This window comes from Pseudomonadales bacterium, from assembly GCA_024234215.1.
Lineage (GTDB): Bacteria > Pseudomonadota > Gammaproteobacteria > Pseudomonadales > UBA5862 > JACKOQ01.
Window position 1 is genome coordinate 116,571 of sequence record JACKOQ010000005.1, and the last position, 26,170, is coordinate 142,740.

Consider the following 26,170-nt stretch of genomic DNA (forward strand, 5'->3'; position numbering starts at 1 on the left):
TGATGATGTGTCGGACTGCGGGCAGTCGATGCGCGACCACAGCCGGAGATCATTGACCCCCTTGCCTGATTCAAAGCCGCCAATCATACCGCTATCGACCCACTGTTGGCACGGCCCATCCTGGCAGCAACTGCTGCGCGAAGCCCCGCTGTCGCTGCCCGAACTGGCGCGGCGGTTGAAGCTCGATCCGGCACAGTTGGCCGGCGATGCCGCCGCCCGGCAGTTCACCCTGCGGGTGCCCGCGCCCTACCTGGCCCGCATCGAGCCGGGCAACCCGGATGATCCGCTGCTGCGACAGGTGCTGCCGGTGGCCGAGGAACTGCTGGCACGCCCCGGTTTCACCAGCGATCCGCTCGACGAAGCGCACCACTCACCGCTGCCCGGTGTGCTGCACAAGTACCGTTCGCGGCTGCTGATCGTCACCACCGGCGCCTGTGCGGTTCACTGCCGCTACTGCTTTCGCCGCCACTTTCCCTATCAGGCACACCAGCAGGGACGCACCGGCCAGCAGGCGGTGCTGGAGTATCTGGCTCACCACCCCGAGATCTCCGAAGTGATTCTGAGTGGCGGCGATCCGCTGTCGCTGAGTGACACCGTGCTGGAGCGCTGGATCGAACAGCTCGCCCGCCTGCCCCAGCTACTCCGATTGCGGCTGCACAGTCGGCTGCCGGTGGTGATTCCGCAGCGGATCACCGCCGAATTGCTGGATATTCTCACCGGCAGCCGCCTGACCACGGTGATGGTGCTGCACAGCAACCACCCCAACGAGATCGACGGTGACGTGGTCAGCGCGGCGCAGCGGATGCGTGCTGCCGGCATCACCCTGCTCAACCAGAGCGTGCTGCTGCGCGGGGTGAACGACGATGCCGGAACCCTGGCCGAGCTGAGCGAGAAGCTGTTCGTGGCAGGCATTCTGCCCTACTACCTCCATCTGCTCGATCCGGTGGCCGGCGCGGCCCATTTTGCCGTGCCGGAACCCGAGGCCCGGCAGATCCACCAGTCACTGCTGGCGCGGGTGAGTGGCTATCTGGCACCACGGCTGGTGGTCGAGGTGCCGGGAGAGCGCAGCAAGCGCCCACTGGGCAGTTGAGCGATGACAACAGCTCACTCGGCACGCTGCCACTGATGAGAATCGGCACGGCCGCGTCCGGCGCGCTGCACAAAGCGGCCTATACTTGAAACAGCAACTCCCACCGCAGGCGGTTCGACCGGCTGTCCCCCTTCAGTGAGCGCCCGATTTTGGACTCGAAGCACCACATCAACGACCAGGTTCACTTCACTGTCGGCAAGCCCTCACGCGAGCGGCTCTCATTCTGTGCGGTCAATGAGGCGGCCATCGCTGATTGGATTGCCCATCTGCCCCTCACCAGTGTCGGCACCAGTGCGCGGCAAGTGTTCAATGCCTTGACTGAGCTCAACCAGCTGGTGACCACGGCGGCCGTCCGGCTGGCACTGCTGGAGCTGCTGCGGCCACCGACCCAACAGCTGAGCATGCTGCTGGAACGGCACTTCAGCAATCAGCCGCTGCAGCTGCGCAACGCCGCACTGGAGACCGCCCGATTGGCGCAGGCGATGCAAGCGCTGTTGTGGCGCGGTTACCGGCAGGTGCTGGTCGATGCCGACAACGAGGGGCTGCTCACCCCGGGCAGATCGGCCGCTGTTCCGGCGTTGGTGGTGAGCGCCATCGCGCGCGCCATCGCCGCCCAAAGCGAGATTCTGCTGCGCAGCAGTCAACTCTATGCCCCGACGCCAGCCGGTTTCTGGCAGGCGCTGCATCAACTCCATCTGCTGGCCGAACGGCTCGACTGCACGGCCGTGGAGGTGCCTGACCCACTGCTGCAACAGCGCAGTGGCCTGTCGATCGAGGCCGCCTACCTGCGTGTGCTGCTGTTCGACATCGCCCAACCTCAGCAGATGCGCCAGCAGAGTTGCCTGCCACTGTACCGCGCGCTCGAACTGTGGAGCCGCGAGGCGCGCTTGCTGCCACTGCAACAGACGCCTGCCAGCCACCACTTCCGGGTCGATCTGCAGAGCGACCTGCCGGCAATCTACACCGACCATGAGCGGCCGATCACGCCCGGTACATGGCGACTGCTCGACCTCAAACCGATTCTGGAGCGGCTCGAACAGATCGCTGCGACACCAACCGATCAGCCTGGCCCGATCGAGCGCGAGCTTGTCGATCAACTGTTTGTCAGTTGGGGCGCGCGGGCAACCCGCCGGTTTCAACGCATCGAGAGCCATGAGCAGGTCGAGATCATCATTGGCCTGCCGAGCATCCATTTTCACTGCGCCAACCGGCTCGATTTCAGCGAATGGCTCAACCGCCTGCTGCCGCGGCTGGAGCTGACGCAATTGCCCCCTGAGAAAGGCTCCCCCTTCGCTGCACCATCCGCGGATGTCTGGGATGGTGCCTTTGATGCCAGAGAGAAGTTCAATCCGCTGATCCATCTGCCGTTGCCGCCAGTGCTGGAGTTCACGCGTCCCGTGACTGCGGCTGCCGAGCAGACGCTCCCACACCAGCCCAGCTACCCGATTCATCAGGTGCAGGTCGCCAACAGCAGTGTCAATGGCTACCGCCTGCGTTGGCACCAGTCGATTCCGGAGCGCATCCAGAACGGTACCCTGCTTGGCATTCGCACCGAGCCATCACTGCCCTGGAGCATCGCCACCGTGCGGTGGACTCAGCTCGATGAGCGCAGTCAGGCCCATGTCGGCGTCGAACTGCTGGGGCCCAATGCGACCGCCTGTGCGGTGCGCCTGGAGGGCAAACGGGGGGAGGTCACCGAATTCATGCGCGGCCTGCTGCTGCCAACGCTGCCGACCACCGGCCAAGCGGCCTCATTGCTGCTGTTCTGCAAGCCATTTCGCAGCAAGGACAAAGTCACACTCATCCAGCCCGGCCAAAGAAACAGCATCAAGCTGGTGCGCCAATTGCGTAAAAACCACACCTTCGCCCAGTTCGAATTCCTGGCGCTGCAAGCCTGCGCACGCACCGAGAACACGGAAAAAATCGAGCGGAATCTGCCAACTCCTGCATCCGGTTTCGACCAGCTATGGCAGATTCTCTGATCCGGCGCGCGAAGCTGCGCCACCCTCTCTCCAGCTCTGCGCGCCGGTCATGACGGTCACGCGGCATGGTTGAACGCACCCTTTTGCGGCTGTTGGTGCTGGATGGCGAGGATGACTTCGCCCAACTGGCCATCAACCGCCTGCGCAAAGCGGGGCAGCCGCTGCGTGCCCAGCGCATCGAAGATGAAACCCAGCTCGAGCGCGCATTGATGCAGCCCGATGAGTGGGATCTGCTGCTGGCCCCCGAGCACTGCCCATTCGTCGACCCCGCTGCATTGACTGGCCTGCTGGCGGGTCGACAGATCGATCTGCCAGTGCTGCTCGAGAGCGCCAGCGATGAGTCGGCCCACATCACCACCTTGCTGCAACAGGGCATTGCCGAAGTGATTCCGGCTGGTGATGACCTTCGGCTGAACCTGCTGATGCAACGCCAGCATCAGCAACTGCTCGACCGGCGGGCCGCAAAGTCTCTGGCGCAACAGCTGCAAGTGGCCGAACGCCGTGCCGAACATCTGGCCAACCTCGCCGCCCTGCCGCTGGCCTATCTGCAGGATGGCATGCACATGCAGGCCAACCCGATCTACAGCGCACTCTTTGGCCAGATTGACCACGAAGAGCTGCTGGCCACCCCCTTTCTCGACCTGATCGCGCCCCGGAGCGTGGAACCGTTCAAGGCCCATCTGCGCCTGCTCAACGAGGCCGACGAACAACAGGTCATCCCACCGCTGACGCTGACACTGCAAACCGTCGATGGCCGCGATTTCACCGCCCTCCTGCACTTTGCACCCACCCGTTATCAGGGCGAATCCTGCCTGCAGCTCTGGGTAGAGCCCAAAGTTGCCCCGCCACTGGCCGCACCCGAACCACTGGAGGTCGCTGAAGAAACGGCGGCTCGATCCACTGACAGCGAGGCGATCTGCGCCACGCTGATTCGGACGCTGGAGCAGGCCATCGACGGCCATCTGCTCAGCCTGCTGTTCGAACCGATCGTCGGACTGCATGGTGCCGGCACCGAACTGTACGAATGCCACCTGACCCTGATCGATCAGCAGGGCGTCGAGCATCCCTGCAGCAGCCTGTGGAGCTGGGCCGATGCCGGCGGATTGGCACGCAAGCTGAACCACTGGCTCCTGCTCAATGCGATCAAGCGACTGGTGGAGCACCGCGACCAGGGCCATCAGGCAGCGCTCTTCGTCAACCTGCCCGCCAGCGCACTGCTCGATGAAGGGCTGACCGCCTGGCTCAGCGTTGCCCTGCGCGCAGCCGACCTGCCCGCCCACAGCCTGGTGATCCAGATCGATGAACAGGACACCGCCCACCACCTGAAAGAGAGCATCGCCTTCGCCGAACGGCTGAAGATGCTCGGCTGCCCCCTGTCACTGCGGCAGTTTGGCCGCAGCGAAGACCCGTTCCGCGCCTTTCGCCAGATCAATCCCGACTATGTGCAGATCGCACCCGAACTGCTGCAAGACGGCGAACGGCTGCAAAAGCAGGTGCGCGAGCTGCAAAGCCAGGGCAAGCTGATCATCGTGCCTGCCGTGCGCAGCGCCACCGTGATGCCGATGCTGTTCCAGCTCGGCATCAACTTCATCGAGGGCAGCTACCTGCGACCACCGATGAGCCGGATGGATTTCGACTTCGGGCTGGACGAAGCCGTGTGACCCGGCAACCCCTTCCGACCCACGCTCTGCCCGGACCGGACGATCCATTCAAAATGTCAGACTTGACTGCGGCCTGACCATCCCCCACGCTGCGCGGCGCCCGCACCCGGGCGCGAAACGGCCCGGCAATCACCGACGATAGAGCACGATTGTTGCTTGACCTTGCTGGCGCATGCCCGCTCCTTTCAGCTTTCAGCCACTTTGCAATTCATGACTCCAACCAAGCCGACACTGCGCATTCTGGTGATCGACACCTCGCCGGCCCGCTCCAGTGCCCTGCTGCAGGCGTTGGAGTCGGCCGGCTATCAGGTGGTGGCACTGCTGCACAGTCACCAGCTGCTGCGCGAGCAGATCGAACGCCATCAGCCCGATGTGATACTGATCGACATGGAGTCACCCGACCGCGACACCCTGGAATCGCTGCATGAGGTGCATTGCAACCAGCCGCGACCGATCGTGATGTTCAGCGATGCCAATGACAGCGCGCTGATCGAAGCGGCGGTGCAGGCCGGCGTCAGCGCCTATGTGGTCGACGGCATGCAGCCGCATCGATTGCGCCCGATCATCGAAGTGGCCATCGCCCGCTTCCGCGAATTTCAGGCGCTGCGCGATGAACTGCAACAGACCCGCAACAAACTGGCCGAACGGCGCGAGATCGAAAAGGCCAAGGGCATTCTGATGAAACAGAAAGGAATGGCCGAAGAGGAGGCCTACCAGGCGCTGCGCAAACTGGCGATGGACCAGGGATTGAAGATCGGCGAGGTGGCGCGCCAGTTGATCAGCATCGCCAAACTGCTGGGTTGATGCACCAAAAGACGGCACCTGCACAGTGCACAGCCATATTGCTGTGCGGCCACTTCGGCCGACACCCGCAAGGTCAGGAAGGCAATGCATTGATTTACGGGCATTTCAACTGAAAACCCATCTTTTACTAAGTTGGCCTCCGTTTTGCTTTTGAAATGGCAGAGTGGATGGCACTCCGATTGATCCAACGCAGGATCGACCACAGGAGCGCCAGCAGGCCAACGGCGGTCTGACCCAGCTCAAGAATTGACAAAGGCGTCATCAAGCAGCGTTCGGCTGTCTTGCTGGCGCCTTTTTTCGTTCTGGACTTTTTATCTGGAGAGCCAACAACGTGTCGACCGACCTGGAAAAACGCAGACTCAAGCTGGGATTCCTCCCACTGACCGACTGCGCGCCGCTGGTGGTCGCTCATGAGCTGGGTCTGTTCGAGGAGTTTGGCCTCGAGGTCGAGCTGGTCCGCGAGGCCTCCTGGGCCAGCCTCCGCGACAAGGTCGCCTTCGGCCTGCTCGATGGCGCGCAGATGCTGTCGAGCTTGCCGATTGCCACCACCCTCGGCCTCGGCGGCATTCAGAAGACGATGCTGACCGGCTGCTGCCTCAGCCTCAACGGCAATGCCATCACCGTCTCGAACACCCTGTTCCAGCGACTGCTGGCCGTCGATGGCTCGACGTCGCAGAGCGATGCGGTCGACCATGGCTGGCGGTTGCGGCAGTTGATCGAGCGCGATCGGCAGGCCGGACGGCCACCGCTGCGCTTTGCCCATGTCTTTCCCACCTCCAACCACCACTACCAGCTGCGTCACTGGCTGACCGCGGCCGGCATCGATCCCGATCGCGACCTGAGCCTGCTGGTGATTCCTCCGGCGCGCATGGTCGAGCATCTGCGCGATGGCAGCATCGATGGCTGCTGCGTCGGCGAACCCTGGGGTTCACTGGCGGTCTGCGAAGGAGTGGGCCAGCTGCTGACCAGCGGCCATGCCATCTGGAACAACAGCCCGGAGAAGGTGTTTGGGGTCACCGCGCAGTGGCACCAGCAGCATCCCGCCAGCCACCATGCGCTGCTGAAGGCGCTGCTGCTGGCCTGCGACTGGCTCGACCGTCCGCGCCACCGCAACGAGGCGGCGCAGCTTCTCGCCCGCCCGGAGTACGTGGATGCCCCGGCCGAAGTGCTGGAGATGGCGTTGACCGGCAATTTCCGCACCGGACAGCAGAAGAGCGCCCTGAATTGCGGCGACTTCATCGTCTTCAGCCGCTACGCCGCCAACTTTCCCTGGCTGAGCCATGCCGAATGGCTGCTGACGCAGATGTACCGCTGGGGACAGCTCGATCAGGCACTCGATCTGCGTGAACTCGCGGGGCAAGTCTATCGACCCGATCTGTTCCGCGCCGCCGCCACCGAATTGGGATTGCCGGTTCCGACCATCGATCGCAAGAGCGAGGGCAGCCATGCCGGCCACTGGATGCTGAGCGAAGCCTCCACACCGCTGCTGATGGGGCCAGACCAACTGATCGATGGCAGCCGCTTCGATCCTGCACAGCCGATCGCACAGCTGCTGACCCAGCCACCACCGGCACAGCTGCGGGTCGATCTGGCCGCACTGGCCGCACTCAACCACATCCCGCATTGAGCAGCACACATCCGTTTTCCATCACCCTGCAAGGAGATCCATTGATGTCCCGATCCAATCACCTCTCATCCCGCCCACTCTGGCAGCGGATCATCACCACGGTGGCACTGAGTGCAGCCGGCCTGCTGCCGGTCACGCTGGTAAGCGCCGCCGGTCCCGCCGCCGAGAAGAGCGAGCTGAAGTTCGGCTTCATCAAGCTGACCGACATGGCACCGCTGGCGGTGGCCTATGAGAAGCGCTATTTCGAGGATGAAGGCCTCTACGTCACCCTCGAACCCCAGGCCAACTGGAAAGTGCTGCTCGACCGGGTGATCGATGGCCAGCTCGATGGCGCCCACATGCTGGCCGGGCAGCCGCTCGGCGCCTCGGTCGGCATCGGCACCAAGGCCGAGGTGATCACCGCCTTCAGCATGGACCTCAATGGCAATGGCATCACCCTCTCCAACGAGGTGTGGCAGAAGATGAAACCGGCGCTGCCGCTCGGCGCCGATGGCAAGCCGCTGCATCCGATCAAGGCCGACGCGCTGAAACCGGTGGTGGCCGAGTTCCGCGCCCAGGGCAAGCCGTTCAAGATGGGCATGGTGTTCCCGGTGTCGACCCACAACTACGAGCTGCGCTACTGGCTGGCCGCCGGCGGCATTCACCCGGGCTACTACAGCGCGAATGACCCAGCGGGTCTGACCAGTGCCGAGGTGCAACTGGCGGTGACGCCGCCGCCGCAGATGCCGGTCACCCTCGAAGCCGGCACCATCAATGGCTACTGCGTCGGTGAGCCCTGGAACCAGCAGGCGGTGTTCAAGGGCATCGGCGTGCCGGTGATCACCGACTACGAGATCTGGAAGAACAACCCTGAGAAGGTCTTTGGCGTCACCAAGACCTGGGCCGAGCAGAATCCGGTCACCCACAAGAAGGTGCTGAAGGCGCTGATTCGCGCCGCCATCTGGCTCGACGAGAACAACAACGCCAACCGCGCCGAAGCGGTGAAGATGCTGTCGCGTGCGGAATATGTCGGTGCGGATGCAGCGGTGATCGCCAACAGCATGACCGGCACCTTCGAGTATGAGAAGGGCGACAAACGTGCCGTGCCCGACTTCAACGTCTTCTTCCGGCACCAGGCGACCTACCCCTTCTACTCCGACGCGATCTGGTACCTGACCCAGATGCGCCGCTGGGGCCAGATTGCCGAGCAGAAACCGGATGAGTGGTACGCGCAGACCGCCAAACAGGTCTATCGCCCCGATCTCTATCTGGCGGCGGCCAAGGAGCTGGTCAGCGAGGGCCATGCCAAGCAGGAAGATTTCCCCTGGAGCAGCGACGGCTACCGTCCCGCCCAGAGCGACTTCATCGATGGCGTGCGCTATGACGGCAAGCAGCCCAACGCCTACCTGGAGCAGTTCAAGATCGGACTCAAGGGCGCACAGAGCGCGCAGTGATCTGTACGGCGTCGGGGTGGCATGACCGCCACCCTGACCTCCGGAATGAATCGATCCACCCAAGCAAATCAGCCAATTTGCCCAACCCAAGTCCAAAATGGCAGGAGTTTGAACCATGACGGCACGCCTCGTTAGATTCTTCGACCTCATCGGTCTGCAGTTCATGGTCCCGATGACCCGGCTGGCCGCGGGCGAAAGCCCAAGGCAGCAGGCACGTGAGCTGTGGATGATGGTGGGTGTGCCGCTGGTGGCGCTCGGCATCTTCCTGCTGCTGTGGCACCTCGGCGCCGCGCGGATTCAGACCAGCCTCGGCACCATTCCCGGACCACTGCAGGTGTGGACGGAGTTCACCGGGCTGCTCGACGAGCACCGCGCCGAGCGCCTGCGTGAAACCGAATTCAAGCAGCGCCAGATCGAGCGCAACAAGGCACTGCTGGCCGAAAACCCGCAGGCCAAACCCGCCCCGCTGCGTGCCTACACCGGCAAGGCGACCTACCTCGACCAGATCGCGACCAGCCTGATGACGGTGTTCGCCGGTTTTCTGCTCGCCACCCTGCTGGCGGTGCCGATCGGCATCCTCTGCGGTCTCAGCCGGGTGATCAACTCGGCACTCAACCTGCTGATCCAGATTTTCAAACCGGTCTCGCCACTGGCCTGGCTGCCGATCGTCACCATCGTGGTCAGCGCGCTCTATACCAACACCTCGGGCGGCTGGATGTCGAAGTCCTTCATCGTCTCCTCGATCACCGTCACCCTCTGCTCGCTCTGGCCAACCCTGATCAACACCGCGATGGGGGTGGCCTCGATCGACAAGGATCTGATGAACGTCGGCCGCATGCTGCGCCTGAACTGGTTCACCCAGGTGCGCAAGATCGTCATGCCCTCGGCGCTGCCGCTGATCTTCACCGGCCTGCGGCTGTCGCTGGGGGTGGGCTGGATGGTGCTGATCGCCGCCGAGATGCTGGCGCAGAACCCGGGTCTTGGAAAATTCGTCTGGGATGAGTTCCAGAACGGCAGCTCGCAATCGCTGGGGCGGATCATGGTGGCGGTCTTCACCATCGGCATCATCGGCTTTGCGCTCGATCGGCTGATGCTGACGCTGCAAAAGCTGTTCTCCTTCGGCCAGAACACCCCCTGAACCGACACATCCAGCGGAAGCAACCACCATGTCACTGCTCAATCTGCGCAACATCAGCAAGAGTTTCGGCACCGGCAGCCAGAAGAGCGAGGTGCTCAAACAGATCAACCTCAGCATCGACGAGGGGGAGTTCGTCGCCATCGTCGGCTTCTCCGGCAGCGGCAAGAGCACGCTGATCAACACCATCGCCGGGCTGATCTTCCCCGACAGCGGCGAGGCACTGGTCCGCGACGAGAAAATCCGTGGCCCCGGCCCTGAGCGCGGCATGGTGTTTCAGAGCTACTCGCTGATGCCGTGGCTCAGCGTCTATGACAACGTCGCGCTGGCCGTCAACCAGGTGCACAGGAGCTGGTCAAAGGCGCAACGCGACGCCCACATCCGCAAGTACATCGCTCTGGTCAACCTGACGCCAGCCACCGAAAAACGGCCGGCCGAGCTCTCCGGCGGCATGCGCCAGCGGGTCGCCGTGGCGCGGGCACTGGCCGCCAGCCCCGACATCCTGCTGCTCGATGAACCGCTGTCGGCGCTCGATGCCCTGACCCGCGGCAATCTGCAAGAGGAGATCCTGCGCATCTGGGAAGAGGAGAAGAAGACCGTCATCCTGATCACCAACGATGTCGACGAAGGGCTGCTGATGGCCGACCGGGTGATTCCGCTGACGCTGGGCCCCGGCGCCACCTTCGGCCCCGAGTTCGTCGTCGACCTGCCGCGGCCGCGCGACCGCGTCGAGATGAACCACAACGCCCGCTTCAAGGCGCTGCGTGGTGAAATCACCCAGTACCTGCTCGCGCTCGGCCAGGGCAAGCAGGAACAGGGCAGTCGCAACGAGATCCAGCTGCCGCCGGTGCGCCCCAACACCAGCAACGACTTTGCCCGTGACCTGTCGACGCTGAAAGAGAGCCCACGCAACCTCGGTCAGGCGCGTTACCTCGAATTCGCCAACCTCAGCAAGATCTACCCGACTCCGAAGGGGCCGGTGGCGGTGGTCAAGGGGTTCGACCTGCTGATGAAGAAAGGAGAGTTCGTCTCCATCATCGGCCACTCCGGCTGCGGCAAGTCGACCGTGCTGTCGATGGCGGCCGGGCTCAATGACATCAGCGAAGGCGGCATCGTGCTCGATGGCAAGGAGATCGACGGCGCCGGCCCCGACCGCGCGGTGGTGTTCCAGGCCCCCAGTCTGTTCCCCTGGATGAGCGCCTTCGACAATGTCGCGCTCGGCGTCGAGCAGGTCTATCCCCATGCCACACCGAATGAGCGCGACGACATCGTCGAGTACTACCTGACCCGTGTCGGATTGGCCAATTCGATGCACAAGCGCGCCAGCGAGCTTTCCGGCGGCATGAAGCAGCGGGTCGGCATCGCTCGCGCCTTTGCCCTCTCGCCCAAGCTGCTGTTGCTGGATGAGCCCTTCGGCATGCTCGATTCGCTGACCCGCTGGGAGCTGCAGGAGGTGCTGATGGAGGTGTGGAGCCGTGCCCAGCTCACCGCCATCATGATCACCCACGATGTCGACGAAGCCATTCTGCTCGGCGACCGGGTGGTGATGATGACCAACGGCCCCGAGGCCCGCGTCGGCAAAATTCTCGAAGTCGACCTGCCCCGACCGCGCAGCCGGCGCGAACTGCTGAGCCATCCCCGTTATTACGAACTGCGTGAATCGCTGATCCAGTTTCTGGCCGAGTGTGACCATGCCAGACATTGATCGAACCATTCCATCACATCACGCCTGCACAACCATCGGAGCAGAGCCATGAAAAAACAGAACCTCGTCGTCATCGGCAATGGCATGGTCGGGCAGAAGCTGCTCGATCAGCTGGCTGAATCGGGTGCGACGGCGCGCTACGCCATCACCGTGCTGTGCGAGGAGCCCCGCCCGGCCTATGACCGGGTGCAGCTCACCGCCTACTTCTCCGGCAGCAGCGCCGCCGATCTGGCGCTGGTCGAGCAGACCTTCTTCGACACCCATGGCATTGCCCTGCAGCTCAACTGCCGCAGTGTCGCCATCGACCGCGACAAGCGGCAGGTGCACAGTGCCGCGGGCGCCTGCTTCGACTATGACAAGCTGGTGCTGGCCACCGGCTCCTACCCCTTCGTGCCACCGATTCCGGGCCATGACCGTGACGGCTGCTACGTCTATCGCACCATCGAGGATCTCGACGCGATCCGGCAGGGGGCCAGTGGCCGCAGCAGCGGCGTGGTGGTCGGCGGCGGATTGCTCGGCCTCGAAGCGGCCAAGGCATTGAAAGATCTCGGCCTCAAGACCCATGTCGTCGAGTTCGCGCCACGGCTGATGGCGGTGCAGGTCGATGAAGGCGGCGGCCGCATCCTGCGTGGCAAGATCGAGGCGCTCGGGGTGACCGTCCACACCGAGAAGAACACCCAGGAGATCGTCGATGGCAGCGGCATGCGCCACCGGATGCGCTTCGTCGATGGCAGCGAGCTCGAAAGCGACCTGATCGTCTTCTCCGCCGGCATCCGTCCGCGCGACGAACTGGCACGCCAGGCCGGCCTTGAAGTCGGTCCACGCGGCGGCGTGGTGATCAACGACTGGTGCCAGACCTCCGACCCCAATATCTACGCCATCGGCGAGGTGGCGCTGTGGGATGGCCGCATCTTCGGTCTGGTGGCACCGGGCTACCAGATGGCGCGGGTCGCAGCCAGCCACCTGCAGGGCAGCGAGGTGGTCGCCTTCACCGGCGCCGACATGAGCACCAAGCTCAAGCTGATGGGGGTCGATGTCGCCAGCATCGGCGATGCCCACGCCCGCACCCCGGGTGCGCGCAGCTACACCTACATCGACGAAGCCAAGGAGATCTACAAACGCATCATCGTCAGCGGTGATGGCAAGAAGCTGCTCGGCAGCGTGCTGGTCGGTAACAGCGATGAGTATGGAACGCTGTTGCAGCAGGTGCTGAACGACATTCCGCTGCCGGAGAACCCCGACCAGCTGATTCTGCCCAGTTACGACGGCAGTGCCGCCAAGGGCCTCGGCGTCGACGCCCTGCCCGACAGCGCCCAGATCTGCTCCTGCAACAATGTCTCCAAGGGCGCGCTGTGCGGTGCCATTGCCGGCGGCGGGGTGACACTGGCCGAGCTCAAGGCCACCACCAAGGCGGCCACCAGTTGCGGTGGTTGCAGTGCGCTGGTCACCCAGGTGCTCAATGCCGAACTGGTCAAGCAGGGCATCGAGGTCAAGCGCGACCTCTGCGAGCACTTCCCCTACTCGCGCCAGGAGCTCTACCACCTGGTGCGGGTCGGCGAGATCCGCTCGTTCAGGGCGCTGATCGGCAAACATGGCCGCGGCCTCGGCTGCGACATCTGCAAGCCGGTGGTGGCGTCGATTCTCGCCTCCTGCTGGAACGACCATGTGCTCGATGGCCAGCACGCCGTGCTGCAGGACACTAACGACTACTATCTGGCCAACATGCAGAAGGATGGCAGCTACTCGGTGGTGCCACGGGTGGCCGGTGGCGAGATCACTCCGGACAAACTGGTGGCGATCGGTCAGGTGGCAATGAAGTATGACCTCTACACCAAGATTACCGGCGGCCAGCGCATCGACCTGTTCGGTGCCCGTGTCGAGCAGTTGCCGCTGATCTGGAAAGATCTGATCGAAGCCGGCTTCGAATCGGGCCATGCCTACGGCAAGGCGCTGCGCACGGTGAAATCCTGCGTCGGCAGCACCTGGTGCCGCTATGGAATGCAGGACAGCGTCGGCATGGCGATTCTGGTCGAGAACCGCTACAAGGGGCTGCGCGCGCCGCACAAGCTGAAGATGGCGGTCTCCGGCTGCACCCGCGAATGCGCCGAGGCCCAGAGCAAGGATGTCGGCGTCATCGCCACCGAACGCGGCTGGAGCCTCTACCTCTGCGGCAATGGCGGCATGAAACCCCGTCACGCCGACCTGTTCGCCACCGATCTGGACGACGCCGCGCTGCTGCGCGCCATCGACCGCTTCCTGATGTTCTACATCCGCACCGCCGACCGGTTGCAGCGCACCTCGGTCTGGATGGACAACCTCGAAGGCGGCATCGACTACCTGAGGGCAGTGATTCTCGATGACAGCCTCGGCATTGGTGCCGAGCTGGAGCAGCAGATGCAGCTGATCATCGACACCTACCAGTGTGAATGGAAGAGCGCAGTCGAGGATCCAGCCAAACTCAAACGCTTCCGCCACTTCGTCAACAGCGATGCCGGCGACAGCAACATCCGCTTCGTGCAGGAGCGCGGGCAGAAACGTCCGATCAGCGAGCGCGAGCGCAACCTCGAAAACAAACCCAGGATCAAACTGGTCCAATGAGCATCCACACCATGAGCACCCCCCTCTCCCAACAGTGGCATCCAGTCTGCCCACTGGAAGAAATTCTGCCCGACAGCGGCATCTGTGCCGCGATCGATCAACGGCAGATCGCCCTCTTCCGCGTCGGTGACGGCAGCGACCTGTATGCCCTCGACAACTACGATCCGATCGGCAAGGCCAACGTGCTCTCCCGCGGGCTGGTCGGCGACCTGCGCGGCACCCTGGTGGTGGCCTCGCCGCTCTACAAGCAGCACTTCAGCCTGGCCAGCGGCCGCTGTCTCGAACAGGAGGAGGTGGCAGTCGCCACCTATCCGGTGCGGGTCAACGACGGTTGGGTCGAAGTGGCGTTGACCACGGCGGAATGACGGGGAGCTACCAACGATGCAACCGGAACGTCTGATCATCATCGGCAATGGCATGGTCGGCAGCCGCCTGCTGGAGGAGCTGCTCAAGCGTGACCGCGATCGCTACCACATCACCCTGTTCGGCGCCGAACCCCACGTCGCCTACAACCGCATCCTGCTCTCCTCGCTGCTTGCCGGCGACAAGAGCGAGGCGCAGATCATGTTCCATGACCGGAGCTGGTACCAGCAGCAACAGATCACGCTGCATCTGGGTGAGACCGTCACCACCATCGACCCGATCAAGCACCTTGTGCGCAGTGACCGCGGCACCTGCCTGCACTACGACAAGCTGGTGCTGGCAACCGGCTCCAGGCCCATGGTTCCGCCGATTCCCGGCCATGATCTGCCCGGCGTCATCGCGCTGCGCACGCTCGATGACACCCGCAGACTGCTCGATGCCTGCACAGATCGGCGCCATGCGGTGGTGATCGGCGGCGGTCTGCTTGGCCTGGAGACCGCCCATGGCCTGTTGCGCCAGGGCATGGCGGTGACGGTGGTGCACAACAGCACCCATCTGATGAACCGACAGCTCGACGAAACGGCCGCACGACTGCTGCAGGGCCATCTCGAACAGCAGGGCATCCGCTTCATGCTGAATGCCGACACCCGTGTCATCGAGGGCGATCCACTGCAAGGCGTCAGTGGAGTGGCCTTTGCCGATGGCAGCCGCATCGATGCCGATCTGGTGGTGATGGCGATCGGCATTCGACCCAATGTCGATCTGGCCCGCCAGACCGGTCTCGCCATCGGCCGTGGCATCACCGTCGATAGCCAACTGCGTAGCTCCGACCCGGCCATCTTCGCCGTCGGCGAGTGCGTCGAACTGCATGGCGAACTGTTCGGACTGGTGGCGCCGCTCTATCAGCAGGCCCGCGCGCTGGCCGAACATCTGACTGGCGGCAGTGACGACCACTTCGTTCCAGCGGCCACCTCGACCCAGCTCAAGGTGACCGGCGTCGACCTCTTCTCGGCCGGAGATTTCACCGAGAGCACACAACGGCAGACGCTGCTCTACTCCGACCTGGCCTGCGGCATCTACAAGAAACTGGTGCTGCAGGATGATCGACTGATCGGCGCCGTCCTCCATGGTGCCGTGAAGGATGGCAACTGGTACTTCGATCTGATCCAAAACGGCACATCGGTGGCCGGGCTGCGTGAGCTGCTGATCTTCGGCAGCGCCTTCTGCGCCCAGGAGGGCGCCGGCACGCTGCAGGCCGCCTGAAGCTGACATGGCAATCCGCGGGAGCCATCGTGAACCATCCTCCTGATCAACCCAACCGCACTCGCACCACCTGCGCCTACTGCGGTGTGGGCTGCGGCCTCGAGGTCAGCGTCGCCGCCGGCAGTGCCGGACAACCTGTCCCCCGCGTCGAGCTGCGCGGCGATGCCGCCCATCCGGCCAATCATGGCCGCCTCTGCTCCAAGGGGTCGGCGCTCGGCGAGACCCTCGGCCTCGACAACCGTCTGCTCCATCCGCAGATCGGCGGCCTGCGTGCCAGTTGGAATCTTGTCATCGACACCATCGCCAACCGGCTGCGCGACATCATTGCCGAGTCAGGTCCAGAAGCCGTGGCCTTCTACGTCTCCGGCCAGTTGCTGACCGAGGACTACTATGTCGCCAACAAGCTGATGAAGGGGTTCATCGGCGCCGGCAACATCGACACCAACTCCCGTCTTTGCATGTCCTCGGCCGCCTCGGCCCACAAGCGCGCCTTCGGCAGCGACAGCGTGCCGGGCTGCTATGAAGATCTGGAGCTGGCTGACCTGATTCTGCTGACCGGCTCCAACACCGCCTGGGCCCATCCGGTGGTCTATCAGCGCATCGTCAAGGCCAAGGCCGAGCGACCGCAGTTGAAGGTGGTGGTGATCGACCCGCGCCGCACCGCCAGTTGCGACCTGGCCGACCTGCATCTGCCGATCGCCCCGGGCAGCGATGCACTGCTGTTCAACGGACTGCTCGCCGACCTGGCCCGCCGCGACCGACTCGATCCGGCCTACATCGCGGCCCACACCGAAGGTTTCGAGGCCGCACTGGCTGCCGCCCAGGCCAGCGCACCCGACCGGGCCAGCACCGCCGCCGCCTGTGGCGTCGACGAAGCCGCCATTGCCCGTCTGTTCGACTGGTTCGGCGACACCACGCGGGTGGTCACGCTCTTCTCGCAGGGGATCAATCAATCCTCCAGTGGTGTCGACAAGGGCAATGCCATCATCAACTGCCACCTCGCCAGCGGCAAGATCGGCAAACCGGGCGCGGCACCGTTCTCGATCACCGGCCAGCCCAATGCGATGGGCGGCCGCGAAGTGGGCGGCATGGCCAACACCTTGGCGGCGCACATGGAGTATGAGAATCCGGCCGACCTCGACCGCCTGCGCCGCTTCTGGGATGCACCGGCACTGGCGCATCAGCCGGGACTCAAGGCGGTGGAGCTGTTCCAGGCGGTGGCCGACGGCCGCGTGCGTGCGCTCTGGATCGCCGGCACCAACCCTGCCGTCAGCCTGCCCGAGGCCAACCGGGTGCGGCAGGCGTTGCAACAGTGCGAATTTCTGATCGTCTCCGACTGCGAAGGGCGCACCGACACCAGTCAACATGCCCATGTGCTGCTGCCAGCGGCCGCCTGGGGCGAGAAGGATGGCACCGTCACCAACTCCGAACGCCGCATCTCGCGCCAGCGTGCCTTTCTGCCACTGCCGGGCGAGGCCAGACCCGACTGGTGGATCTTCACCCAGGTGGCGCGCGCGCTCGGTTTCGGGAGCGCCTTCGACTACGACACACCCCAGCAGATTTTCCGTGAACATGCGCGGCTCTCCAGCTTTGAAAACGACGGCCAGCGCGACTTCGACCTCAGCGGCCTGAGCATGCTCGACGCGGCGCAGTATGACGCTCTGCAACCGATCCAGTGGCCGGTCACGCCGACGCACCCCGATGGCTGCGCCCGGCTGTTCAGCGATGGCCGCTATTACACCCCGTCGGGCCGGGCCAGACTGATTCCGATCACGCCACACCTGTCCGTCGCCCGACTCGATGCACCCCATCCGTTTCTGCTCAACACCGGCCGCATCCGCGACCAGTGGCACACCATGACTCGCAGCGGCCGCTCGGTGCGTCTGCTCAGCCACATCGCCGAGCCCTTTGTCGAGATTCACCCAGAAGATGCCAAGACCCTTGGCGTTGGTGAGCGGGCGCTGCTCCAGGTTCACAATCATCACGGCAGCGTGACGCTGCGGGCACAGATCAGCGACGCGGTGCAACGCGGTCAACTGTTCGCGCCGATTCACTGGAACGACCAGTTCGCCTCGGCCGCCCGCATCGGCAGCCTGGTGGCTGCCGTCACCGACCCGATTTCCGGCCAGCCGGAGTTCAAGCAGAGTGCGGTTGCAGTCGAGCCTTTCGCTGCGACCTGGCATGGATTCGTGCTCAGCCGCGAGCCGTTCACCACCGACCAGATCGACTACTGGTGTCGCGGGCCGATCGAAGGAGGACACTGCCATGAACTGGCCGGCAAGCAGCCCATCAATGACTGGCGCGGCTGGTTCACCGCACGACTGCCTGCCACTGATCCGATGCTGGAGAGCAGCTGGATCGAGTTCCAGGATGCCGAAGCCGGCCGCTACCGCGCTGCGCGCTTCATTGGCGGACGGCTCGACAGCCTGATCTTCATCGACCGCACACCGCAGCCCGCCGAACGCACCTGGCTGCTGGAGCGCTTCGCCTGCGGCCAGATCGAGCCGTCAGCCCGCCCGGCGCTGCTGGCAGCCCGTCCGGCCGTGGCCCAGCCCGATGCTGGCCGCACGATCTGCGTCTGCTTCAATGTCGGCCTCAACACCATCGAACAGGCCATCCACAGCCAGCGACTGTGCACCGTAGAGGTGATCGGCAACCGGCTGCGTGCCGGCACCAACTGCGGCTCCTGCCTGCCGGAGCTGCGCGCCATCCTCAGTCGATCGGCAACACCGTCTGCCGCGACGCAGGATTGTCAAGCCCAAAACAGGCACACAGATCAATGCTGAATTGTTGTTGATGATTTATAAGCAACCCGCGGATTTGTTGAATTTTTTAGCGATTTTCTTTCAGCCCTCAAGGAGATCTTCATGACCCAAAGTCACCTTAACCCACCGGTGATCCGCACCCTGGTCAGCGGCATGACCGCACTGCTGCTCTGCCTGCACGGCAGCAGCAGTTCGGCCGCCGCCACCTCGATTGCCGAGGCCATCAGCCAAGGGCAGGCCAAGCTCAACCTGCGCTACCGCTATGAAACCGTCGATGAGCAGAACAAGGCACGCGAAGCGGCCGCCTCGACGCTGCGCACCCGACTCAATTTCACCACCGCCGCCTATCAGGGCTTCACCGGTCAGATCGAGGTCGATGATGTCAGCGCCATCGGCGGTGAGACCTACAACAGCACTGTCAATGGCCGCACGCTCTATCCGATCGTGGCCGATCCGACCGCCACCGAGGTCAACCAGGCCTGGCTCGCCTACAAGTTTGGCAAAAACGACCTCAAATATGGCCGGCAGCGCATCAACCTCGACAACCAGCGCTTCGTCGGCGGCGTCGCCTGGCGTCAGAACGAACAGACCTTCGACGGCATCACGCTGACCAACACGAGCATCGACAAGCTCAACCTCTTCTACGGTTACATCACCAACGTCAACCGCATTTTCGGCCCCGATGATGGTGTCAACCTGGCCGACCTGCCCGGCGAGGTCCACCTGATCAATGTCGGCTACGAAGGGCTGCCGATCGGCAAGCTGAGCGGCTATGGCTATCTGCTCGACTTCGACGATACGGCCTCGGCCGCGCTGTCGAGCGCCACCTATGGTGTGCGTCTGGCCACCGCCAAGCCACTGACCGACTACAAGCTGCTCTATGCCCTGGAGTATGCCAGCCAGTCGGACCACGGCAGCAACCCAAATGAGTTCGAGCGTGACTACATGCTGGTCGAAGGCGGCGTGGCGCTGCCGCTGGCCACCGTGAAACTCGGCTATGAACTGCTGGGCTCCGACAACGGCACCGGCTTCAGCACCCCACTGGCCACGCTGCATGCGTTCCAGGGCTATGCCGACCGCTTTCTGACCACCCCGGCCAATGGCGTGGAAGATCGTTACCTCAGCATCGGCGGCAAGATCGAGCAGGTTGATCTAACCTATATCTATCATGACTACCGTTCGGACACTGGCGGCATGGACTATGGCAACGAAAGCGACCTGGTCATCTCCAGAAAGTTCGGCAAGCACTACAGCCTGATGCTGAAGTATGCCAACTACAGCGCCGACACCGTCAACGCCAGCCTGTTCGACACCGAAAAGCTCTGGCTGATGGCCTCGGCCGACTTCTGAGGTGAGTGGGACCGATTTGATTTGAGTGGGAGTGTAGTGCGTTTCCGCCATTGTGGCCTCGGCCACAATGGCGGTTTTTTTGCTCAGCAGATGTTGCGACCGTAGAAGATCTCTTGCATCTCCCGATGCAGTTGCTTGCGAATCTCGGCCTGCTCGCGCTCGCTCAGCTCGCTCGATCCGGTACCGAACAGGTAGTTGTCCAGATTGAACTCCTTGAGCAGCATCTTGGTGTGAAAGATGTTCTCCTGATAGACATTGACATCGATCATCTGATAGCGGTCGAGGGTGTCATCGGAGAAGTAGTTCTGGATCGAGTTGATCTCGTGGTCGATGAAGTGCTTGACGCCATCGACATCGCGGGTGAAGCCGCGTACCCGGTAGTCGACCGTGACGATGTCCGATTCAAAGGCGTGAATCAGGTAGTTCAGCGCCTTCAGCGGTGAGATCAGCCCGCAGGTGGCGACATCGATGTCCGCGCGAAAGGTGCTGATCCCCTCGTCGGGATGGCTCTCCGGATAGGTGTGCACGGTCAGATGGCTCTTGTCCAGGTGGCCCAGCACTGTGCGCGGCATCGGACCGGGCGCCTCGGTGATCAGATGTTCGGACGGCGGTGTGGTCGGGTCGGCCACCAGCATGGTGACACTGGCCCCCTGCGGATCGTAATCCTCTCGCGAAATATTGAGCACGGTGGCGCCGATGATCTCGACCACCCCTTCGAGGATGGTGGTCAGCCGGTCGGCGTTGTAGAGCTCATCGATGTACTCGATGTAGGCGCGCTTCTGTGCCTCGGTCTTGGCGTAGCAGATGTCGTAGATGTTGAAACTCAACGCCTTGGTCAGATTGTTGAACCCATGCAACCGCAGTCTGTTTTCGTTCAACCGAGGAACCCTCCTTCTCGATAACAGGTGGAAGTGGCCCCGCATGCGGAGCCGGTGATATTCAATGGAAAGATTGTTACAGGGCCAGCGGCGGGTGGTGGATCAACTGCACCAGACCGCCATCGGGGTCGCGGCAGTAGAGGCTGCGTGCACCATCGCGGTGGGTGCGCGGCGGCTTGACGATCTCGACACCGGCCTGCTGCAAAAAAAGATGCCAGGCATCGACATCCTCGGCCCGCGCCAGCATGAAGCCGATGTGGTCGAGCCGACCATCGCCGGCGGCCTGACCCTCGGCAGCGCGGTGCAGCGCCAGATTGTCATGCCCCGAAGTCAGGTAGACATTGTCGGAGTCGGGGCGCCACTCCACCTTCATGCCGATCAGCTCGACATAGAATCGCTCGGTCGCATCGAAGGCCCGCACGAACAGCGCGACATGGCGCATTCCGCGGGTGGCAGCGGGTCGCTCAGCCATGGCTGCTGTCCAGTTCGATGATCTGATACCCGTGCGTCACTTCGACGCCGGCCCGGCCCAGCATGATCGACGCCGAGCAGTACTTTTCGGCGGAGAGCTCGACCGCCCGCTTCACCTGTGCCTCCTTGAGGCCATGGCCGGTGACGATGAAGTGCAGGTGAATCTTGGTGAAGACCGCTGGCACCTCGTCGGCACGTTCGGCGGTAAGTTCCGCAACGCAATCGGTCACCTGCTGCCGCGACTTGCGCAGAATTGACACCACGTCGTAAGAGGAACAGCCACCAACCCCCATCAGCAGCAGCTCCATCGGCCGGATGCCGACGTTGCGGCCACCCTGCTCCGGCGGTCCTTCGAGCACCACTGCATGACCACTGCCCGACTCGGCCACGAACATGACGTCGCCCGCCCACTTCACCCGCGCTTTCATCAACCTCGCCCCCCGCAAAGAGGCGCAAAGGGTACCATAAACCACGCCCGACAAGATGACATTGCGCTGATCGAACTGCCGCCTAGGTCGCTTCCCAATGCTCGACCACCAGTTGCAACCGCGTCTCGCCCCGATAGCGGTTGAGGTCGAGCCGGTAGGCCAGTCGCAGCCGGTTCGGCAGCTGCTCCAACTGGTCGAGATCGAAGCGAAAGGCGATGGCATCGAGCGGCTCTCCACCCTCAGCTGAGGCCAGCAGCATCTTCAGATGGTGACCCCCGACGATGCGTCGCTGCAGCAGCTCGAACTCCCCCTCGAACAGCGGCTCGGGAAAGTGCTGCCCCCAGGGGCCGCCATAGCGCAGCTGCCGTGCCACCTCCAGTGTCAGCGCGGCGACCGGCAGAATGCCATCGCTCAGCACGATCCCTTCGAGCACTTCGGGCGCGATCCATTGACGTGCCGTCTGATCGAACAGCGTGGCGAAACGGGAATAGTCGCCGTCGGCGATGCTGAGCCCCGCCGCCATCGCATGGCCGCCAAAACGGCGGATCAGATCGGGCTGCGCCGTCGCCATCGCATCGAGCAGGTCGCGGATGTGCAGGCCGGGAATCGACCGTGCCGAACCCTTGAGCTCACCCTCACCGCCCTGCGCGAAGATGATCACCGGCCGGTGGTAGCGCTCCTTGAGCCGCGAGGCCAGAATCCCGATCACGCCCTGATGCCAGCCGGGACGGTAGAGCGCCAGACCGACCGGCAGCGCCTCGGCAGCGAGCTCCCCCTGCTGCTCCAGTTCGAGCAGTGCCTCTTCATGCATCAGCGATTCGGTTTCACGCCGCGACTGATTGAAGCGGTCGAGCAGTTGCGCCAGTTGCCGCGCCCGGGCTGGATCGGGCGCCAGCAGACATTCGATGCCGAGGGTCATGTCATCCATCCGCCCGGCCGCGTTGAGCCGCGGCCCCACGGCGAAGCCCAGATCGCTGCTGACCACGCTGTCGCTCGGACGCCCACTCACCTCCAGCAGTGCCTGGATGCCGGGGCGGGCACGGCCAGCACGGATTCGGCGCAGACCTTGCTCGACCAGAATGCGGTTGTTGCCATCCAGCGGCACCACATCCGCCACCGTGCCCAGCGCCACCAGATCGAGCAACTCGGCCAGATTCGGCGCCTGCACACCGGCACCGAACCAGCCCTCATCGCGCAGTCGACCACGCACCGCCAGCAGCAGGTAGAAGATCACCCCAACCCCGGCCAGGGCCTTGGAAGCAAAACGGCAACCGGGCTGATTCGGGTTGACGATGGCATCGGCCGGCGGCAACTCGGCGCCGGGCAGGTGGTGGTCGGTGATCAGCACCCGGATGCCGGCCGCCTGCGCCTGCAACACGCCCGCCATGCTGGAGATGCCATTGTCGACAGTGATCAGCAGATGAGGCGCGGAGCGGGCGGCGATGGCGACGATCTCGGGCGTGAGGCCATAGCCGAATTCGAAGCGGTTCGGCACCAGATAGCCCACTTCGGTGGCACCCAGCAGCCGCAGCCCGGTCACGGCCACCGCGCAGCTGGTGGCGCCATCGGCATCGAAATCGCCGACCACCAGAATGCGCCGTCCCTGGGTGATGGCATCGATCACCAGTTCGACGGCCGCATCGATGCCTTTCAGATCAGCCGGCGGCAGCAGACCAGCCAGCTCCAGCGGCTGATTCACCGCGCCTTCGCCCAGACCACGGTGCCGATACAGAGCGGCCAGCAGCGCCTCGGGTTGCGCCGGCAGCAGACCATCCCTGGTCGCGCCGGCGTGGCGTTGAATTCGTCGGCGCAATGCAGCCATTCGGATTCCCGCAGGGTCAGCCGATTCGCTCCAGAATCACCCGGCGCACGGCATCGAGGGTGGCATCGACCGTCAGCAGCGTCTCGGTGCCCTGACACTGGGCGATGGCGCTGTCAGGATCCTTCAGTCCGTGGCCGGTCAGGGTGCAGACCACCTTGCTGCCTTCGGGAATCTTGCCAGCGCGGATGTCGCGCATCGCACCGCCGACCGAGGCCGCCGACGCCGGCTCGCAGAAGATGCCCTCATGCATCGCCAGCAGCCGCTGCGCCTGCAGAATCTCCTCGTCGCTCAGCGCGTCGAACCAGCCCTGCGACTCGCGCTGCGCACTCCAGGCCTTGTCCCACGACTGCGGGTGGCCGATGCGAATCGCGGTCGCGACCGTCTCCGGTGCGTCGACCATCTGCCCAGTGACGAAGGGGGCCGCTCCGGCGGCCTGATAGCCCAGCATCCGCGGCCGGCTGTTGATGATGCCATCGTGCTGGTATTCGCTGTAGCCGATCCAGTGGGCAGTGATGTTGCCGGCATTGCCGACCGGCAGACAGTGAAAGTCGGGTGCCAGCCCCAGCTCCTCGACGATTTCAAAGGCGGCGGTCTTCTGTCCCTGCAGACGATAGGGGTTGATCGAGTTGACGATGGTGACCGGTGCCTCATCCGCCACCTGCTTGACCAGCGCCATACCGACATCGAAATTGCCACGGATCTGGATGATGGCAGCCCCGTACATCATCGTCTGTGCCAGCTTGCCCAGCGCGATCTTGCCTTCCGGAATCAGCACGAAGGCGGTGATGCCGGCGCGGGCGGCATAGGCGGCCGCCGACGCCGAGGTGTTGCCGGTCGAAGCGCAGATGATCGCGCGGCTGCCGCCCTCGACCGCCTTGGTGACCGCCATGGTCATGCCGCGGTCCTTGAACGAGCAGGTGGGATTCAGCCCCTCATATTTGACATAGATGTCGACCTCCCTGCCCAGCAACCTCGGCAGATTGTTGAGCCGGATCAACGGTGTATTGCCTTCGCCAAGGCTGATGAAACGGGTGTCGTCGTGCACCGGCAGGCGGTCACGGTAGCGGTCGATCAGGCCGACATAGCGGCTGGATGTGGCCATTTGGGCTCCTTTCTCGGCAATTATTCGGTGGCGAGGTACTCGACGCGGATGCGGCAGACCGGTTCGAGCACTTCGTCGAGCTGCTCGATTTCGGCAATCGCCTGATTCAGCTCACGCTCCACCACATGGTGGGTCAGCATGATGATCGGCACGGCGATCTCCTGCGACTCGGGAATGATTGGCGGCTCCTTCTGAATCAGCGCCTCGATGCTGATGCCACGCCGGCTGAGAATGGTCGCCACCTTGGCCAGCACACCGGCCCGATCGAGCGCATGGATGCGCAGATAGAAGGGTGATTCGACCGCTTCGATCGGCACCATCGGCAATTCGACCAGCGCATCGGCATGGAAGGCCAGTGAGGGCACCTGCCGTCCGCAGTCGGCCCCGAGCTGGCGGGCCACATCGACCAGATCCGCGATCACTGCCGAGGCGGTCGGTTCAGCGCCGGCGCCGGCACCATAGAACAGCGTCGGCCCCACCGCATCGCCCTGAATCATCAGGCCATTCTTGACCCCGTTGACATTGGCCAGCAGTCGCCTGGCCGGGATCATCGTCGGATGGACACGCAGCTCGACCCCCTTGGCACTGCGCCGGGCAATGCCCAGATGCTTGATGCGATAACCCAGCTCTTCGGCATAGGCGACATCCATCGGCGTCAGACGGCTGATGCCCTCGGTGTAGACGGCCGGAAAGTTGAGCGGAATGCCAAAGGCGATCGAAGCCAGAATGGTCAGCTTGTGCGCCGCATCGATGCCTTCGACATCGAAGGTGGGATCGGCCTCGGCATAGCCCAGCGCCTGCGCCTCTTTCAGCACATCGTCAAAAGCGCGCCCCTTGTCGCGCATCTCGCTCAGAATGAAGTTGCCAGTGCCATTGATGATGCCGGCCAGCCATTCGATGCGATTGGCACTCAGCCCCTCGCGCAGCGTCTTGATGATCGGGATGCCGCCCGCCACCGCCGCCTCGAAGGCGACCATCACACCGCGCTCGCGGGCCGCGGCGAAAATCTCGTTGCCATGCAGCGCAATCAGCGCCTTGTTCGCCGTCACCACATGCTTGCCGGCCGCAATGGCCTCGAGAATCAGACTGCGCGCGGTGTCGCAGCCACCAATCAGCTCCACCACCACATCGACCTCCGGGTCGCGCACCACGGCGAACAGATCACGGCTGACGCGGTAGGCCGAAGTGTCGCAGCCCGGGTGGTCCCGCCGCGCACCGATGTGGGCAATGTGCAACGCAGTGCCGGCGCGGCGGGCAATTTCGCCGCCATTGCGCTCCAACACCCTGATCACGCCCGTCGCGACCGTTCCCAGGCCGCAAATTCCCAGATTGACTCTGCTCAAAAGGCACCACCCGCTTTGTCGCCGAAAGCGCGCATTGTAGCCGCGGGCCATGGCATCCAGAAGCCTTGCCACGGCAGAGGTGGCTGGCAGAGCGTTGAAAACTCCGATCTCACCACGTCATGCGATCGCGATCACGCTGTTGAGGCGAGCCTGGCGATGCGGAATCTTTCCGGCTCCCAAACCGACCGTTCAACCCTCTGCGCCTGCGAATCGGGTGGCTGACAGCATGGATGAAGTGCTTCGACGCCCTGCCCTGCGCTCGCCATCACTCGACAGCGCTGCCCGGCTGCTGCTGGCGCAGATGGAGCGCGACCCGCTGTTGCATCACTCCACTGGTTTGTCGGTATGAT

19 protein-coding genes are annotated in these 26,170 nt (G+C 63.8%); 13 read left to right on the forward strand and 6 right to left on the reverse strand.

Annotation, left to right across the window (positions count from 1 at the left end; genetic code table 11):
• The first annotated feature begins 28 nt into the window (after positions 1-28).
• The 13 genes from epmB to H7A13_10140 all read left to right on the forward strand — a co-directional run bounded on the left by epmB (position 29) and on the right by H7A13_10140 (position 19,776).
• Positions 29-1,090, forward strand: a complete 1,062-nt coding sequence (gene epmB / locus H7A13_10080) for an EF-P beta-lysylation protein EpmB (protein MCP5333682.1) — start codon at positions 29-31, stop codon at positions 1,088-1,090.
• Between the two features lie 149 nt (positions 1,091-1,239).
• On the forward strand, positions 1,240-3,072 hold the full coding sequence (locus tag H7A13_10085) for a hypothetical protein (GenBank protein MCP5333683.1): 1,833 nt from the start codon (positions 1,240-1,242) through the stop codon (positions 3,070-3,072).
• Between the two features lie 65 nt (positions 3,073-3,137).
• On the forward strand, positions 3,138-4,733 hold the full coding sequence (locus tag H7A13_10090) for an EAL domain-containing protein (protein ID MCP5333684.1): 1,596 nt from the start codon (positions 3,138-3,140) through the stop codon (positions 4,731-4,733).
• Positions 4,734-4,943: 210 nt separating this feature from the next.
• On the forward strand, positions 4,944-5,537 hold the full coding sequence (locus H7A13_10095) for an ANTAR domain-containing protein (GenBank protein MCP5333685.1): 594 nt from the start codon (positions 4,944-4,946) through the stop codon (positions 5,535-5,537).
• Between the two features lie 313 nt (positions 5,538-5,850).
• On the forward strand, positions 5,851-7,164 hold the full coding sequence (locus H7A13_10100; GenBank protein ID MCP5333686.1) for an ABC transporter substrate-binding protein: 1,314 nt from the start codon (positions 5,851-5,853) through the stop codon (positions 7,162-7,164).
• Between the two features lie 44 nt (positions 7,165-7,208).
• Positions 7,209-8,597: an ABC transporter substrate-binding protein gene (locus H7A13_10105; protein ID MCP5333687.1), complete on the forward strand. Its 1,389-nt coding sequence runs from the start codon at positions 7,209-7,211 to the stop codon at positions 8,595-8,597.
• A gap of 115 nt (positions 8,598-8,712) precedes the next feature.
• Positions 8,713-9,735: an ABC transporter permease gene (locus H7A13_10110; GenBank protein ID MCP5333688.1), complete on the forward strand. Its 1,023-nt coding sequence runs from the start codon at positions 8,713-8,715 to the stop codon at positions 9,733-9,735.
• A 28-nt stretch (positions 9,736-9,763) separates the two neighbouring features.
• Positions 9,764-11,437: an ATP-binding cassette domain-containing protein gene (locus H7A13_10115; protein MCP5333689.1), complete on the forward strand. Its 1,674-nt coding sequence runs from the start codon at positions 9,764-9,766 to the stop codon at positions 11,435-11,437.
• 48 nt (positions 11,438-11,485) lie between these two features.
• Positions 11,486-14,035, forward strand: a complete 2,550-nt coding sequence (gene nirB / locus H7A13_10120) for a nitrite reductase large subunit (protein ID MCP5333690.1) — start codon at positions 11,486-11,488, stop codon at positions 14,033-14,035.
• On the forward strand, positions 14,032-14,400 hold the full coding sequence (gene nirD / locus H7A13_10125) for a nitrite reductase small subunit NirD (GenBank protein ID MCP5333691.1): 369 nt from the start codon (positions 14,032-14,034) through the stop codon (positions 14,398-14,400). The genes nirB and nirD overlap by 4 nt, the downstream gene beginning before the upstream one ends.
• 16 nt (positions 14,401-14,416) lie before the next feature.
• A complete protein-coding gene (locus tag H7A13_10130) occupies positions 14,417-15,661 on the forward strand; it encodes an NAD(P)/FAD-dependent oxidoreductase (GenBank protein MCP5333692.1) in 1,245 nt (414 codons plus the stop codon).
• Between the two features lie 29 nt (positions 15,662-15,690).
• On the forward strand, positions 15,691-18,447 hold the full coding sequence (locus H7A13_10135) for a molybdopterin-dependent oxidoreductase (protein ID MCP5333693.1): 2,757 nt from the start codon (positions 15,691-15,693) through the stop codon (positions 18,445-18,447).
• A gap of 81 nt (positions 18,448-18,528) precedes the next feature.
• A complete protein-coding gene (locus H7A13_10140; GenBank protein MCP5333694.1) occupies positions 18,529-19,776 on the forward strand; it encodes an alginate export family protein in 1,248 nt (415 codons plus the stop codon).
• 83 nt (positions 19,777-19,859) lie between these two features.
• Here H7A13_10140 and speD read toward each other — a convergent pair whose 3' ends face one another.
• The 6 genes from speD to H7A13_10170 form a co-directional block, all read right to left on the reverse strand.
• Positions 19,860-20,699: an adenosylmethionine decarboxylase gene (speD, locus tag H7A13_10145; GenBank protein MCP5333695.1), complete on the reverse strand. Its 840-nt coding sequence runs from the start codon at positions 20,697-20,699 to the stop codon at positions 19,860-19,862.
• A gap of 31 nt (positions 20,700-20,730) precedes the next feature.
• Positions 20,731-21,126: a VOC family protein gene (locus H7A13_10150; GenBank protein MCP5333696.1), complete on the reverse strand. Its 396-nt coding sequence runs from the start codon at positions 21,124-21,126 to the stop codon at positions 20,731-20,733.
• Entirely contained in the window at positions 21,119-21,553 is a 435-nt protein-coding gene (locus H7A13_10155; protein ID MCP5333697.1) for an OsmC family protein, read from the reverse strand. Before H7A13_10155 ends, H7A13_10150 begins: the two co-directional genes overlap by 8 nt.
• A gap of 82 nt (positions 21,554-21,635) precedes the next feature.
• Positions 21,636-23,375: a single-stranded-DNA-specific exonuclease RecJ gene (gene recJ, locus H7A13_10160; protein MCP5333698.1), complete on the reverse strand. Its 1,740-nt coding sequence runs from the start codon at positions 23,373-23,375 to the stop codon at positions 21,636-21,638.
• Between the two features lie 16 nt (positions 23,376-23,391).
• Entirely contained in the window at positions 23,392-24,477 is a 1,086-nt protein-coding gene (locus H7A13_10165) for a threonine synthase (protein MCP5333699.1), read from the reverse strand.
• Positions 24,478-24,497: 20 nt separating this feature from the next.
• Positions 24,498-25,820 (reverse strand): homoserine dehydrogenase, encoded by a 1,323-nt coding sequence (locus tag H7A13_10170; protein MCP5333700.1) that lies wholly within the window; start codon positions 25,818-25,820, stop codon positions 24,498-24,500.
• Between the last annotated feature and the right edge of the window lie 350 nt (positions 25,821-26,170).

Excerpts from the sequence above, each read along its gene's own strand:
- H7A13_10150 (MCP5333696.1), bottom strand. The coding sequence starts at position 21,126 with ATGGCTGAGCGACCCGCTGCCACCCGCGGAATGCGCCATGTCGCGCTG.
- H7A13_10165 (MCP5333699.1), bottom strand. The coding sequence starts at position 24,477 with ATGGCCACATCCAGCCGCTATGTCGGCCTGATCGACCGCTACCGTGAC.
- epmB (MCP5333682.1), top strand. The coding sequence starts at position 29 with ATGCGCGACCACAGCCGGAGATCATTGACCCCCTTGCCTGATTCAAAG.
- H7A13_10105 (MCP5333687.1), top strand. The coding sequence starts at position 7,209 with ATGTCCCGATCCAATCACCTCTCATCCCGCCCACTCTGGCAGCGGATC.
- H7A13_10115 (MCP5333689.1), top strand. The coding sequence starts at position 9,764 with ATGTCACTGCTCAATCTGCGCAACATCAGCAAGAGTTTCGGCACCGGC.
- nirB (MCP5333690.1), top strand. The coding sequence starts at position 11,486 with ATGAAAAAACAGAACCTCGTCGTCATCGGCAATGGCATGGTCGGGCAG.
- H7A13_10130 (MCP5333692.1), top strand. The coding sequence starts at position 14,417 with ATGCAACCGGAACGTCTGATCATCATCGGCAATGGCATGGTCGGCAGC.
- H7A13_10155 (MCP5333697.1), bottom strand. The coding sequence starts at position 21,553 with ATGAAAGCGCGGGTGAAGTGGGCGGGCGACGTCATGTTCGTGGCCGAG.
- H7A13_10140 (MCP5333694.1), top strand. The coding sequence starts at position 18,529 with ATGACCCAAAGTCACCTTAACCCACCGGTGATCCGCACCCTGGTCAGC.
- recJ (MCP5333698.1), bottom strand. The coding sequence starts at position 23,375 with ATGGCTGCATTGCGCCGACGAATTCAACGCCACGCCGGCGCGACCAGG.
- nirD (MCP5333691.1), top strand. The coding sequence starts at position 14,032 with ATGAGCATCCACACCATGAGCACCCCCCTCTCCCAACAGTGGCATCCA.
- H7A13_10090 (MCP5333684.1), top strand. The coding sequence starts at position 3,138 with ATGGTTGAACGCACCCTTTTGCGGCTGTTGGTGCTGGATGGCGAGGAT.
- speD (MCP5333695.1), bottom strand. The coding sequence starts at position 20,699 with ATGCGGGGCCACTTCCACCTGTTATCGAGAAGGAGGGTTCCTCGGTTG.
- H7A13_10095 (MCP5333685.1), top strand. The coding sequence starts at position 4,944 with ATGACTCCAACCAAGCCGACACTGCGCATTCTGGTGATCGACACCTCG.
- H7A13_10110 (MCP5333688.1), top strand. The coding sequence starts at position 8,713 with ATGACGGCACGCCTCGTTAGATTCTTCGACCTCATCGGTCTGCAGTTC.